This is a genomic window from Bartonella phoceensis (assembly GCF_902825145.1).
Taxonomy (GTDB): Bacteria; Pseudomonadota; Alphaproteobacteria; order Rhizobiales; family Rhizobiaceae; genus Bartonella; species Bartonella phoceensis.
In genome coordinates, this window is record NZ_CADEAD010000001.1 from 108,106 (window position 1) to 123,049 (window position 14,944).

Here is a 14,944-nt window from a genome sequence, read left to right on the forward strand (position 1 = left end):
ACAGATTTTTTTTTCATAGGTATATAGCATTGCACCATAATGAATTAGGAGCAAAATTTATGAATATAAAATCTTTAGTAATGACTTCTGTTGTCGCTTTGGTTTCAGCTTCTGCAGCACAGGCTGCAGATGTTGTAGTTCCACATGAAATAACGCCAGTTATCACTGCCCCTGCATTTTCTTGGACAGGTTTCTATATGGGTGCTCAAATTGGCGGTTTTTCAAGTAAAATTGGTCTGAAAGATAAGGATAAAGATACTTCAATTTATAAAGATTTATCGCCTAAACTTTCAGGTTTGATTGGCGGTATTTATGCAGGGTCTAACTTTGATCTTGGAAATGGTATTATTTTGGGTGTTGAAACAGATATAATCTGGTCTGGTAAAAAGGATATAAAAACAGCCGTTGAACAAGCTCAAAATACTAACAATACTAACAATACTAACAATACTAACAATACTAACAATACTAACAATACTAACAATACTAATAATACTAATAATACTAATAATACTAATAATACTGACAATACTGACAATACTGACAATACTGACAATACTGACAATACTAACAATACTAATATTCCTAAGAATTTTGCAAAGGGTGTAGAAGGCGTTTTGTTTAAACAAAAGTGGGCTGGTGCTACACGCGTGCGTCTAGGTTTAGCTGCTTCTGATCGTGTTATGCCTTATGTTGCTGGGGGTATTGCTTATACGCAGCTAGAAGCGGCTTATGTATCAATTAAGCCAGATGGTTCTTATAACGCTTCCAATAATGAAACAGCACCAATGGTGGGTTTCACCATTGGTGGTGGTATTGATTTCGCAATGACTGACAATGTTTTGTTGCGTGCGGAATACCGTTACTCAGATTATGGTAAAAAGAAATTCTTTGGAGAAAAGAAAGACTATAATTTCAAAACCAATGATTTCCGTGTTGGTGTAGCTTATAAATTCTGATTTTGTAAAAAATAAAATTATTCAGGTTAAAATTGAATTGTTTAAGAGGTCCTGTCAAAAACGGGACCTCTGTTTTTATCGCCTTTCTATTTTTTACTACAGATTTTCTTTGTGTAAGTGCTGAGTATTGCATTAGTAAATAACTTAGGAGCAGAATTTATGAATATAAAATCTTTAATGACGACTTCTGTTATTGTTTTTATTTCAGCTTCGGCAGTACAGGCTGCTGATGTTATCGTTTCTCATGAAGTTGTACCGGTTGTTACCACCCCTGCATTTTCTTGGACAGGTTTCTATATAGGTGCTCAGATTGGTGGTTTTTCAAGTAAGGTTGAACGAGGTGATCAGGATACAAAAGAAAGAGTGTTCAGCAAAAATGAGACACCTAAACCTTCAGGTTTCGTGGGAGGTATTTATGCGGGTTCCAATATAGATCTTGGCTATGGTCTTGTTTTAGGGGTTGAAACAGATGTAATTTGGGCTGATCGAAGAGACACACGAATCTCTACTTCGGAAGTGCTTGATATTGATGGTGCTGTAGAACTTAATCAGCATTTTCAAGATGCTGGTGTTAAGTTGGAGGGAGCAGAAAAATTTGTAACTGGTGATACGGGAATATACGGAATTACTTTAAAAGAAAAATGGTCCGGTGCCACACGCGTGCGTATCGGTTTTGTGGCCGCTGATCGTATTATGCCGTATATTGCTGGTGGTGTTGTCTATGCGCAGATGCAGGGTATTGATTGGTTTTCGGGAACAAAAAAATCGGTAAATAATAAACTAGGTAAAACGGTTTCTGGTAATATCTTTGATAAAACAAAGATGTTTGTTGGTTATACCCTTGATTATGGTATTGACTTTGCAATTACTGATAATGTTTTATTCCGTGCGGAATACCGTTATTCAAATTTTGGTAAAAAGAAATTTGGGAAGGGTGGAAACGAAGTTAGCTATAAGACGAATGACTTGCGTATTGGTATAGCTTATAGGTTCTAATTATTATAAAAATAAAATTATATAAATTATAGACTGCTAAGAGGTTTCGTTTTTAACGGGACCTCTATTTTTTTGTGAATGTGATATTTTTACTACAGATATTTCAAAATAGATACACTATATACAATACGTTTTGGATATTTGGAGATATTTTATGAATACGAAACGTTTAATAACGGCATCTGTTTTTGCTTTAATTTCATCCTCCGCAGTACAGGCAGCTGATGTGATGGTTCCTTATCAACCAACACCGGTTTCTTCACCAGCTCCTACCTCAGTTTTGGTAGCTCCTGCTTTTACGTGGGCCGGTATTTATATGGGCGGTCAAGTTAGTGGTTTTTCCAGTAAAGCTGATATAGATATTGTTGGTAAAGATAAGGGTGTATCATTGGTCAAGGATTTATCACCTAGACTTTCAGGTTTTGAAGGTGGTGGGCTTTATGCGGGTTCTAATATTGATCTTGGTGATAACTTCATCTTTGGTATTGATACGGATTTAATGTGGTCTGGACAGAAACAGACAAAGTCTATTATCGGAAATATGCCTGATCATGCTGCAGTAGACAGTGTGGTAGCAAGGTCTGGCGGATCAGTAAAGCCATCTTCAGAAAAGCCAGTGGCAGGAAATGCTGCCGGTGGGGTGAATGTGGACCGCGGTCATCATAGTGCTGCTCATTCACCTGTTGTTGGTTATCCACATGGTGCTAATCTATACGGCGCTGGCTTTAACCCTTACAATGCACAGATGATGGGTGGACATGGTGCACGGGCTGTGGGTAATAACAATGCAAATCTATATGGTTTAGAGCAGATAAAGAGGGATCTCGCTGAAATTAGTCGTGAGCAGGGGGAAGTAGACACTTTGAGCCATACTTTAAAGCAAGATTGGACTGGTGCTGCGCGGGTGCGTGTCGGTTTTTCTGCTGATCGTTTTATGCCTTATGTTGCTGGTGGTATAGCTTATGCACGACTTAGAGATACTATTTCCGTATCATTTAAAAAACATAGTGAAGAAGTTTCAAAATCTAATAACTTAACCGATGAAACGAAAACTATGATTGGTTATACCCTTGGTGGTGGTATTGATGTATCGGTGTTGGACAGTATTATTCTGCGTGCAGAGTATCGTTATTCCGATTTTGGTAAAAAGAAATTTGCAAAAGAAAAACTTGAACTTAACTATAAAACCAATGATTTCCGCGTTGGTGTAGCTTATAAATTTTAATCTGTTGTAAAAATAAGTTACTAAGAGGCTCTGCTCTAAGGGTGGGGCCTTTATTTTTTTAAAAACGATCATTTTTGGGTTTCCTTTCTTGGTAGTTTCGTGATAAAGCCCATAAAATGTGAGGATATATCTTCTTGATCGCTGCTTAATACGAATGATGAGCTCGGCTTTCCCTATAGATTAAAAAACAGAGTTGCAGGGTTCAGGGAAGTTATGCAAAAATGAAATCGTAAAAGTGGACAGGAATATTTCACAATGACTGTGAAAAGTGAAACAATAGATTATTCGAAAACTCTTTATTTACCGCAAACAAATTTTCCTATGCGTGCAGGATTGCCGCAAAAAGAACTTGAATTGATGGCAAGATGGGAAGATATAGGGCTTTATACGCAATTACGCCAACAAGCAAAAGACCGCCCACTTTACATTCTTCATGATGGTCCACCTTATGCAAATGGACATATTCATATCGGCCATGCTTTGAATAAAGTTCTAAAGGATGTGATTGTTCGTTCATTCCAAATGCGCGGTTTTAATGCAAATTATGTTCCTGGTTGGGATTGCCATGGGCTTCCGATTGAATGGAAGATTGAAGAAAAATATCGTGCACAAGGGAAAAATAAGGACGATATACCCCTTAACGAATTTCGTCAAGAATGCCGTGAATTTGCACAGCATTGGATAACAGTTCAGAGTAAAGAATTTAAACGCCTTGGCGTTATTGGAGATTTTAACACGCCCTACACCACGATGGCTTTTCGCGCAGAAGCACGCATTGCCAGTGAATTGATGAAATTTGCTATGTCAGATCAGATTTATCGTGGTTCAAAGCCTGTAATGTGGTCTGTTGTAGAGCGTACAGCTTTGGCAGAGGCTGAGATTGAGTATCACGATCATGAATCAGAAGTCATATGGGTTAAGTTTCCCGTCTTTGAAACAGATTCTAGCGATTTGTATGGTGCTTATGTTGTGATTTGGACAACGACTCCGTGGACAATTCCGGGGAATCGTGCAGTGAGTTATTCCTCACAGATTTCTTATGGTGTGTACGAAGTTGAAAGCGCGGAAAATGATTTTGGTCCTCAAGTTGGAGAGAAGCTTCTTTTTGCTGATGCATTGGCTATGAGTTGTGCAGAAAAAGCCAAACTTATTTTGAAACGTTTACGTATTCTTTCTGCTGAGGAGCTTAAAACGCTTGTTCTTTCTCATCCACTTAAAGGTTTGGCTGGAGGTTATCATTATAAGATTGCGATGCTTGATGGTTCTCACGTAACAGAGAGTGCTGGGACGGGTTTTGTTCATACTGCACCAAGCCACGGGCGTGAAGACTTTGAAATTTGGAATGCTTATAGACCTCTATTGGAACAGAAAGATATTGATTCGTCTATACCGTTTCCTGTTGATGATGCCGGTTTTTATACGAAGGATGTTCCTGGTTTTGGACCGGACCGTGAGGGGGGGCCAGCACGCATCATTGATGATAATGGAAAAATGGGTGATGCCAATAAAGAGGTTATTAATGCTTTGATTCAAGCAGATCGATTGTTTGCACGTGGTCGTTTAAAACATTCCTATCCTCACAGTTGGCGTTCGAAAAAACCGGTTATTTTCCGCAATACACCACAATGGTTTATTGCAATGGATAAAGATCTCGGTGATGGTTCAACTTTACGCAGTCGTGCTTTGGATGCTGTTTCGATGACGCGTTTTGTGCCTTCTTCTGGTCAAAATCGTTTAGCGTCTATGATATCAGATCGTCCTGATTGGGTTCTTTCTCGTCAACGCGCTTGGGGGGTCCCGATTTGTATTTTTGCCAATGAAGATGGTGTTGTTTTGAAAGATGAGCGTGTGAATGAGCGTATTTTGCAGGCTTTTGAGGCAGAAGGGGCGGATGCATGGTTTGCCGAGGGAGCACGTGAACGTTTTTTAGGTGACCGTGCACATGAGCCTTGGGTGCAGGTTCATGATATTCTTGATGTTTGGTTTGATTCTGGAGCAAGCCATAGTTTTGTCTTAGAAGATCGTGCTGATTTAAAATGGCCTGCTGATGTTTATTTTGAAGGATCTGATCAACATCGCGGATGGTTCCAATCTTCTCTTTTGGAAAGCTGTGGTACACGCGCGCGTTCTCCTTATAAGACAGTGGTTACACATGGTTTTACTTTGGATGAAAATGGCAAGAAAATGTCTAAGTCTTTAGGCAACACAGTTGTTCCGCAAGAGATCATTAAAACATCTGGTGCTGATATTTTTCGTCTCTGGGTTATGACAACGGATTATTGGGAAGATCAACGTTTAGGCAAAAAAATTCTTCAAACAAATGTGGATTCTTATCGCAAATTACGAAATGCAATTCGTTGGATGCTTGGAACTTTAGCACATGATGAAGGAGAGGAAATATCTTATTGTGCACTACCAGATCTTGAAAAATTTATATTGCATCGGCTTTTTGAACTCGATCAATTGATTAATCGAGCCTATGACGCATTTGATTTTAAAAGGATTATGCGTGCATTGCTAGATTTTTCAATCATCGAGTTATCAGCATTTTATTTTGATATTCGCAAAGATTCCCTTTACTGCGATGCACCTTCGTCAGAAAAACGCAAAGCTTCTTTGCAGGTTGTCCGTGAGATTTTTAAGAGAATGGTAACATGGCTTGCTCCAATGTTACCTTTTACGATGGAAGAAGCCTGGTTAGAACGCTACCCCGAAAGCCAATCAGTACATTTAGAACAGTTTAGTCCTGTGAGCGAGGAATGGCATAATGAATCTTTGGCTGAACGTTGGAAAAAAGTTCGGCAAGTCCGTAAAGTTGTGACAGGTGCTTTAGAGCTTGAACGAGCGGACAAGCTTATTGGGTCATCTTTGGAAGCAGCACCTATTGTTTTTATTTCTAATCCAACTTTACGAGAGGCATTAGAAAATTTAGATATGGCGGAGATTTGTATCACCAGTGCCCTAACAATTAATCAGGGTATACCACCTAAAGATGCTTTTACTCTGAGTGATGTGGAAGGCGTTGGTGTGTATCCGGGGAAGGCATTGGGGAGAAAATGCGCTAGGTCATGGCGTTATACACAAGACATTGGAAGTGATCCGGCTTATCCAGATGTATCTGCTCGGGATGCAGCTGCTTTGCGGGAATTACAGATACTTGGCAAGATTTGAAATTTTAGATAAACGGAAGAAATACAGGGATAGAGAGAGCGTTTTTGTAGTTTGGATTCCGTTATTGATGTGTTTAGTCTTTTATGATAGTGATAAAGCCTGTTGTTTTTCCGTAGGGGGGTGAGTTTGTGTATAGACCGGGCCTCAATAAATACGGGAAGGCCGATGGGCCATATACTTGGGAAAATGGAATAAGCAGTGAAAAAAAATGAAGTCAAAATATTGCGGTCAAGCATTTTGGGTGCGTGCTTTGTTTTAACAGGGTGTAGTTTATCCGCTCCTAGCTATGGGACAGACAAGCCGGTTTCATTACAGTTTTTTGAAGATATTGCTAACATTACCTCTCTAACATCAAAAAATAACAATAGTCAGCTTGTTATGAAACCTCATCCAAAACTTGTGATTCCAAAGTTTAGCTCACGTATGGTTTTACCATTACCACAGCAGGATAATTCGTCCAATGAAGTAGAAGCATCAAAGCAGCATCCTAGGGATGGCAGAGTGGTTGTTTTCCCAAAGAAAATATCATCAGCTAATGAGTATGCAAATACTGCTGGTTCAAAAAGTGTTTCACGGTTGAAAGCGAAGCAACGACAAGAATATTTACGTCGTCAGAGAGCACAAGTGGGAAGTGCACAATATCGTCGCTATCTCACAGAGCCCCCTTTAAGTTATCGTCAACCAGCAAAGATTGCACCCATTAGCAAAAAAGATTCGGGGCGTTAAAAGAGCTTCAAAGAATAAAGTGCTTCGAAAATTCCCTCTGATAAAAAGAAGAGTCATTATTTTGAGGGGGGGGTAGTATTTTTAAAAGATAGGCGTATTAGATAAGAAGAGGGATTTTTTAACACCGTTTTTGTGTAAAAAAGTCTTTAAGCAGTTGAACAGCTTCTTTTTCCTTGAAACCAGAATAGATCTCAGGTTTGTGATGACAAGTTTTCTGCTGGTAAAAGCGTGGACCATGTTCAATGGCACCTCCTTTGGAGTCGCTTGTTGCATAATAAAGACGTCGGATGCGTGCAAATGAAATAGCAGCGGCGCACATTGCACAAGGTTCAAGGGTTACATAGAGGTCGCAATCAGGCAGTCTTTCGCTTTGAAATGTTTCGCAGGCCATACGAATAACACGCATTTCTGCATGTCCTGTAGGATCATATGCGGCTTTTGTGTAGTTACCGGCGCGTGCAATAATTGTTTTACCGTGTGTGATAACAGCACCTACCGGGACTTCATCTTTTTTCTTTGCCCATTGGGCTTCTAAAATGGCTATTTCCATAGGTGTCAAGGTCATAGAGTTCTTTCTGCAAAAGTATAGGGATTCGAAGGCTTTTCTAGAGAAAAGAATACTTATAAAATGGGTGAACTATGATCCTTTTATAACAAAGAGACATATTTTAAAATGTTTAAAACGAACTTGCAAGTAACCGATACATTACTTCTGCTATAGGATAGAAAATGATTGTATTACTGACCTTTTTCAGGATAAGCGGTATGGTACGGGGTAACAATTTTCTGAACCTACTGGAAGAGATTGGTGTGAAAAACAAATGAATGAAAACAGCAAGAGTGAACGAATTGCTAAAAGGTTAGCGCGTGCAGGGGTTGCCTCACGACGTGATGCAGAGATGATGATTGCTGCAGGCCGTATTGTCGTGAATGGTGAAGTTGTGACGACGCCTGCTTTTAATGTTACCCGCTCTGATGTTATTAAAGTTGATGGCAAACCTTTGTCTCCTACGGAACGAACGCGATTATGGCTTTACCACAAGCCGGCAGGATTTGTCACCACTAACCGTGATCCTGAAGGTAGGCCAACAGTCTTTAGCAACTTACCAAAAGGAATGCCTCGTGTTCTTTCAATAGGAAGACTTGACATTAACACAGAAGGACTTTTGCTGTTAACCAACGATGGTGGTTTAGCACATGTATTAGAGCTTCCTTTAACAGGGTGGGTGCGCAAATATCGGATTCGTGCACATGGAAAAATAACACAGGGTGCACTTGATAACCTTAAAAATGGCATAGCGATTGATGGTATTTTCTATGGTTCGATTGAAGCATCGATTGAACGTGAACAAGGGTCAAATATATGGCTTTCTGTAGCGTTGCGTGAAGGAAAAAATCGTGAAATAAAAAAGGTTTTGGGTGCATTAGGATTATTGGTTAATCGTTTAATCCGTGTATCTTATGGTCCATTTCAGCTCTCTGATTTGGAAGAAGGAGCTGTTCGTGAGATAAAAGGACGAATGTTACGTGAGCAATTGGGGGAGCGTTTAATTATGCAAGCCAATGCAGATTTTGATTCTCCTATTCTGAAACCCTTTTCAAACTCTACCGTTATTGCGGAAAAACGAAGTGGTAAAGATTCTTCTGTTACAAATGATGGTCGGATTTTCTCGAGTAGTAGAGAGATAAAACGCAAACAGCGCGACAGATCTATTCAGCACGATCAATCACGATTGGCTACGAAATCTGATGAAAAACTTGTGCGCAAGGATCGGAATGAAGAAGGAAAAGCAGAGCATTTTTTGCCTCGTTCGCGTCGTTGTAATGTTTGGATGGCTCCTGGTGCACGACCACAAAGTGGGCGCAAGAAGTCTTTCTATGGCGAAAATTCCTCGCATGAACATAAAAGCAAACTAGTTGATCAGAAATTTGTTCATAGAGAAAGAAAAAAGCCACCAGAAGTTCAATTACAGAAAGAGAGGGGTGCGAATTTTGATCAAAAATATGGTAAAAAATCTTTTAGTAAGGCGCGTTTTATTGGCAAGAAGGAGCGTTTTTTAAAGAAAGAAGAAAAGATCATGAAAGATAAAAATGATGCGCGTTCTTTTGAAAGAAAACGTAGGACTAAGTTTGATAGTACCATGAAAAAATCTAAAGCGTATAGTGGTGATGCAAAAACAACGAAGAAATTTGGAGGAGCACGTGCGGATTATCGGGGGTAAATTTGCTGGGCGTATTTTGTTTGCTCCTACGGGGCAATCGATTCGTCCAACGAGTGATCGGACACGCGAAAGCCTTTTCAATATTCTTGCTAGCCGAGAAGAACAATTTTGGACCAATAAACGTGTTCTTGATCTTTTTGCTGGGACTGGTGCTTTAGGCATAGAGGCTCTATCGCGTGGTGCAAAAGCTGCTGTTTTTGTTGAAAATTCAGTTGATGGGCGTGGACTGTTGCAAAAAAATATTGAAGCTTTTGAATTGCAGTCTATTGGGCGTATTTTGCGTCGCGATGCAACAAAACTGGGGAATATTGGGACAATGCTTCCATTTGATGTTATTTGTGCAGATCCTCCCTATGGACATTGTTTAGGTGAGCGTGCTTTTGTAGAAGCTCTAAGAGGAGGGTGGGCAAAATCTGATACACTTTTTGTGCTTGAAGAAAAGAAAGATACACTGATTCAATTACCTGATACATTTTATCTCGATGATGAGCGTTTTTATGGGGATACAGCAATACGTTTTTATAAACTGCGTTCATAACTTCAGGCTTGAGGTAGTTCTTGTTTTTATCTGATAGGATAAGAGAGGTTATCTTATATATCTTTTTTCATGAGGTGTTTGCTTTATTAACCAATCATCATTTTTGAAGTTAATCAAAGACGAAGAAAGATTTTCTGCAATTATTTTGCATCACTAACGTATAATCTCTTATTCTTATACATGATACATCTAAGGGTATATAGCATGTTCGGGTGATATTCTCATGACCATCGCTATATGCTAAGTTTCAGGTAGACGATATAAGAAGCATAAAGGTGTAATCGCCTTTGCAGCATTACTACACATGTACAAAAACCTTGATAACATTATACAAAGATATTCCCTTTTAAAATCGATGATTCGATAACGTTTTATGCTTTTTTTAAAAATATTAACGGAATACATAAAAAAATATTTCTAAAATAAATCTGCAATTTTCTACATCCTTGGTATACTATTTACACAAGTTTTCTTAGATCTAGTAATTTTTCATCATGGAAATTACTTTATATGTTCAAAATAAAGGATAAGTAATGTATAAAACGTGTTTTTAGATATTATTTATAAATATTCTAAGGGGGAGAAGGTATGGCTTACGCAACCAATAAAGCAGATATTCATGATACGATTTATGCTCTGCGTTTATATCTTAAAGTCCTTGATCTCATTAGAAAAGCGGAATCCAGACAGACAGCTGGTAGCCTTTCCTGCATTGATTTCTTTTATATCTTATACAAATATATTCTTCAAATAAATCCAACACGTATCAATGAATCCCAAGTGTGATCGATATATTCAAAGTAAAGGGTATGCGGTTGAAGTGTTGTATAGTATATTATCAGAGAAATGGGATATTTTTATCCTCAATTTCTTGAGACGGATTTAAGCTTTGGTTCAAATTTTATTGGCCATGTAACCAAAAAAGTTCCTGGTATCGAATAACGCATAGAGTTTCTTGGTCATGGCTTATCTCTTGGTGCGGGAATAGCTCTTGCTGGACAGCATAACGCTCAATCCTGCCGTATTTTTGTACTTCTTGGCAACGGTGAAATGACAAAGGGATAGGTTTGGGAGTCAGCACTTTTTTCAGCATACTATAGACTTAGCAATCTTATTACCTTATTGCAGTTGTCAATAGAAATCGGTTGCAAATTATGGGTAACGGATGTCTTAATGAAAATAGAGCCTTTATCAGATGAATTTACAAGTTTTGGATGACACTTTGTAGAAATCGATGGTGACGATATAACACAACTGAAAAGACTTTTAGCATCAACTTTATCGCATAAGGAAAAACCAACAACAATACTTATGGATACAATAAATGGATGCGGAATTTTCGCTATGGAAATGACGTACGCTGGTACCATAAAGTTCCAACAGATGAGGAATATAATAGGGCTGTCAATGAAATTCAGATAAAAATTCAATTGATGAAAGAAAGAGCGTGAATACTCTCTATCAAGAAACACAAACTGCCGTGAAATTTTCCAACCTCGAAATTTTGAATAAGACTCTTATAAAAATAGAAAATTTGATAAAGATATTGTTGTTTTAACAGCTGATTCACGAATATCTGGAAAATTGACCGATTTACAAAATTTTATCCGAAATGTATTGTAGAAGTTGGAATTGCCAAACAAAATTTAGTAGGCGTTACCGCTGGTCTCTTGCTTCATGTGGAAAAAAGCCTTTTGTTGTTTCGCAAGCGTGTTTTTTGACAACGCGTGTACTTGAACAAATAAAAGTAGATGTGGCTTATTGCGAAAATCCTGTTTAATTGATTGGTATAAGTGCTGATATTAGCCATGGATCCCTCAGGGCAACACATCATGCCATTTCTTATTTTGCTTCGCTTCGTGCTATTCCTAAACCTACGCATCATTGCTTCGGTGGATAATAAGGAAACGGAAGCTGTAATTCTCTCGATGCTTAGAAGTCCTACGCCTATTTATGTACGTTTAGGAAAGCACTCTATTACAAATATTCATAAAGATACTTTAAAAATCAATATCAGCAAAGCTTCTGTTATAAAAAAAGAAAAGATGTTCTCTTACTTGCCACTGGCGAGACTGTTCAGATTTGTCTTGATGCTGCTAAAGAACTCCAAAATATGAAGTTATACCAATGTTTGTCAGTGTACCAACAATTCGGCCTTTATATGATGCATCTATTCTAGAACTGCGCAAACTTCACAGATCTATTATAGTCTGTGAAGAGCATAGTGGTAAATAAAGGGCTTGGAGATGCAATTGCGAGATTACTTATGGAACATAGCATTGTGTGCAAATTTGTATCGCTAGAGATATCGGATGAACCAATCTGTAATGGAAGCCAATTGGATGTTTTCGCACATTATGAAAGAAGCTCAGGTAGTATAACGAAAACTGTGTCAGCAATGACATAATATATAAAAATATTAAATTTCTTCCTAATATACTTACCAGTTAAAACATTATAAATCATTGAGGATACAAAATAAAATAGATAAGCACATCAAATCGTGCTGTCTTTTTTTTCATTATTTAAAAATGTACTCTATAAAAGACAATATCATATCCTATGGTATATTATCCAATAAATGCACACAAATATTATAGAGATTATAGAATCTGATCAATTTTTTATCGTTTATAGACTATTAATAATATATCTTGATATTTTAAATAAAATTAATTATACACTATGCGTGTTTATTATATATTAAAATGAAACTAAATGACATTTATAAATCTACTTTTTTATGCCAACATGGAAGAGAATTAATTGGCGTATTATATTTTAAACGTTTTTTATAAATAGGAGGGAAAAAATGCTTACAGCAGCACTTATATCTATTTTTGCTTTCTCAACAGTTATTTTGCCTTTAATAGCTGCGCTTGTTCCTTTTTATCCTTAGAATGAGCTTTTAACGACCCAAATAAAGGTTATGTAGTCTTATTTGTGTTTTTTTGCATTCAATTATTATTAAGCTTTTTTATTTGACTATTAGCGTAGTTATTGGACATTTCCCGTCGTTTTATGGAGGAGACTCTTGACATTTTCTATTTAACATTAATTGTCAACATATCTGTGAAATACACAAATATACTCCTCTATAAAAAGGACTTTCATTTTCTAAAAACAGTGTAAAATATTGCTTTCGTTGTTTAAAAAGCATCTATATTTACTAAACTCTCACCTGTAATCTCTTTAACCGCCTGTGCACCGGTCAATGTCATAGCCACCCGCATTTCATTCGCAAAAAGATCAAGGAGATGAGCAACACCTCTCTCGCCCGCTGCTGCAAGTGCATAAACAAAAGCACGCCCAATCATAACGGCATTTGCGCCTTGAGCTATCATGCGTACAACATCAAGGCCAGAACGAACACCAGAATCTACTAAAATAGCCAAATCACCCTTTACCGCTTCGGCAATTGCTGGCAATGCTCGTGCAGTAGATAAGACACCATCAAGTTGACGTCCTCCATGATTGGAAACAACAATACCATCAGCACCAAATTGTACTGCTTCTCGTGCATCTTCTGGATCGAGAATACCTTTCAAAATCATTTTTCCCTTCCAAAAATCTCGAATCCATTGCAAATCGCGCCAACCAATTGATGGATCAAAATTTGCACCGAGCCAACCAACATAATCATCCAATGCAATTTTCTTTTGCAAATAAGTAGAAACATTTCCAAGATCATGTGGACGCCCCATAAGACCAACATTCCAAGCCCAATGTGGATGAATAAAAGCTTGTAAAATACGACGTAACCCAGCATAAGGCCCAGACATTCCTGAATGTGCATCACGATAACGTGCACCAGGAACCGGCATATCGACTGTAAACACCAAGGTTTGTATTCCAGAAGCCCAAGCCCGCTCTAATGCATCACGCATAAATCCACGATCTTTAAGCACATAAAGTTGAAACCAAAATGCACTTCCAACTGCTTTCTGAACTTCTGCAATAGGGCAAACTGAAACTGAGGATAGGGTAAAGGGAATACCTTTTTCAACGGCTGCACGCGCAGCTTGTACCTCACCACGGCGTGCATACATGCCTGTTAATCCAACGGGTGCAAGTATAATCGGTAAATTAAGTGTTTGATCAAAAAGCTTGGTTGAAAGATCAACTTTACCGATCTGCTTCAGAATCCGTTGACGCAGTGCAAGTGCTTGAAGATCGGTACAATTACGTCGCAGCGTCTCCTCAGCATAAGCTCCACCATCAATGTAGTGAAAAAGGAAAGGAGGAAGTCTACGTTTTGCTGCCTTGCGGTAATCAAATGTTGAGGAAATAATCATGAGTAGCACCAATATTCCTGAATGAACAATAAATACATTCTAAAACTAATAAGGACTAACCCGCACGTCACCTATTAGACGTTCTCCCAAAACACTTCATTCAGTAGATGCAGGAAATTAATATTGCAACTCAAAAATACATAAATGAAAATAAAATTTTTATTACCCTCATTTAGATTAAGAATCTATGGGGGCTAAATCTTAATAAATAACTTATAAACGTACACATTATTAACATGTATCCAAAAATAAAGAATTAAGGTACGACACCTTTTTCTCATCAATATCCTTTAAAAGATATTGTTTGAGTTATTGATTCTCATTTTAAAGCAATACCCTTCTTATAAACTATAAAGATATTTCACATTACAGTTTTAAAAAGTTCTAGAGCTAACTATTGAGTATAGACTATGAAGCTTCTTTATAAAGATGAAAGTATCAATAGAACAAATTAAACTTGTCACATGCATCAGATGTTTTCTTTTACAAGTTTCCAGCCAATAAAAATTTATCAAAGCACACACATCTCGATTTACTTAAAGAATTTTAATTATGATTATTTATAAACAAAAAAATATCATCTTTTTTTCAGATATTTACTGTTCTATCACTGATAACTTACTTTCGCATTTTTTAACGATATTTGATATGAAAAGAGTACAGAATAATTTTTATTTCAATTTTTAAAAATAAAACGAATGCTAACAACCAATTTCGCATATCCAATTTGAGAAATGAACACATTAACAGTGTATCATATTTATGAAAATGAGGTTGATATATATGCTTCTTGCAAAGACTTTATCAACACT

Annotated in this window: 12 protein-coding genes; 10 read left to right on the forward strand and 2 right to left on the reverse strand. The window is 37.6% G+C overall.

The features are described 5' to 3' along the window. Nucleotides 1–59 precede the first annotated feature (59 nt). From J7R07_RS00475 to J7R07_RS00495, 5 genes are all read left to right on the forward strand, one after another. Nucleotides 60–959 (forward strand): outer membrane protein, encoded by a 900-nt coding sequence (locus J7R07_RS00475; RefSeq protein ID WP_208435000.1) that lies wholly within the window; start codon nucleotides 60–62, stop codon nucleotides 957–959. Nucleotides 960–1,118: 159 nt separating this feature from the next. Then, the gene (locus J7R07_RS00480) at nucleotides 1,119–1,955 is read left to right on the forward strand and encodes a porin (RefSeq protein WP_208435001.1); all 837 of its coding nucleotides are present in this window, start codon (nucleotides 1,119–1,121) and stop codon (nucleotides 1,953–1,955) included. A 154-nt stretch (nucleotides 1,956–2,109) separates the two neighbouring features. After that, nucleotides 2,110–3,180: an outer membrane protein gene (locus tag J7R07_RS00485; RefSeq protein WP_208435002.1), complete on the forward strand. Its 1,071-nt coding sequence runs from the start codon at nucleotides 2,110–2,112 to the stop codon at nucleotides 3,178–3,180. 255 nt (nucleotides 3,181–3,435) lie between these two features. Next, nucleotides 3,436–6,351 carry an isoleucine--tRNA ligase gene (ileS, locus tag J7R07_RS00490; RefSeq protein ID WP_208435003.1) on the forward strand — a complete coding sequence of 972 codons (2,916 nt, stop codon included), beginning with the start codon at nucleotides 3,436–3,438 and terminating at the stop codon, nucleotides 6,349–6,351. A gap of 198 nt (nucleotides 6,352–6,549) precedes the next feature. Beyond that, the gene (locus J7R07_RS00495) at nucleotides 6,550–7,077 is read left to right on the forward strand and encodes a hypothetical protein (RefSeq protein ID WP_208435004.1); all 528 of its coding nucleotides are present in this window, start codon (nucleotides 6,550–6,552) and stop codon (nucleotides 7,075–7,077) included. 118 nt (nucleotides 7,078–7,195) lie between these two features. Here J7R07_RS00495 and J7R07_RS00500 read toward each other — a convergent pair whose 3' ends face one another. Further along, entirely contained in the window at nucleotides 7,196–7,642 is a 447-nt protein-coding gene (locus tag J7R07_RS00500) for a nucleoside deaminase (RefSeq protein ID WP_208435005.1), read from the reverse strand. A 256-nt stretch (nucleotides 7,643–7,898) separates the two neighbouring features. Between J7R07_RS00500 and J7R07_RS00505 the strand changes: the two genes are divergently transcribed. From J7R07_RS00505 to J7R07_RS08260, 5 genes are all read left to right on the forward strand, one after another. Continuing rightward, a complete protein-coding gene (locus tag J7R07_RS00505; protein WP_208435006.1) occupies nucleotides 7,899–9,299 on the forward strand; it encodes a pseudouridine synthase in 1,401 nt (466 codons plus the stop codon). After that, nucleotides 9,280–9,837 (forward strand): 16S rRNA (guanine(966)-N(2))-methyltransferase RsmD, encoded by a 558-nt coding sequence (rsmD, locus tag J7R07_RS00510; RefSeq protein ID WP_208435007.1) that lies wholly within the window; start codon nucleotides 9,280–9,282, stop codon nucleotides 9,835–9,837. The genes J7R07_RS00505 and rsmD overlap by 20 nt, the downstream gene beginning before the upstream one ends. A 588-nt stretch (nucleotides 9,838–10,425) precedes the next feature. Further along, nucleotides 10,426–10,623: a hypothetical protein gene (locus tag J7R07_RS08255; RefSeq protein WP_246464792.1), complete on the forward strand. Its 198-nt coding sequence runs from the start codon at nucleotides 10,426–10,428 to the stop codon at nucleotides 10,621–10,623. A 542-nt stretch (nucleotides 10,624–11,165) separates the two neighbouring features. After that, entirely contained in the window at nucleotides 11,166–11,288 is a 123-nt protein-coding gene (locus J7R07_RS08470) for a hypothetical protein (protein WP_281384533.1), read from the forward strand. A gap of 161 nt (nucleotides 11,289–11,449) precedes the next feature. Then, on the forward strand, nucleotides 11,450–11,617 hold the full coding sequence (locus J7R07_RS08260) for a hypothetical protein (RefSeq protein ID WP_246464793.1): 168 nt from the start codon (nucleotides 11,450–11,452) through the stop codon (nucleotides 11,615–11,617). A 1,369-nt stretch (nucleotides 11,618–12,986) separates the two neighbouring features. Here J7R07_RS08260 and lldD read toward each other — a convergent pair. After that, nucleotides 12,987–14,132, reverse strand: a complete 1,146-nt coding sequence (gene lldD, locus J7R07_RS00525) for an FMN-dependent L-lactate dehydrogenase LldD (RefSeq protein WP_208435008.1) — start codon at nucleotides 14,130–14,132, stop codon at nucleotides 12,987–12,989. Nucleotides 14,133–14,944 lie beyond the last annotated feature (812 nt).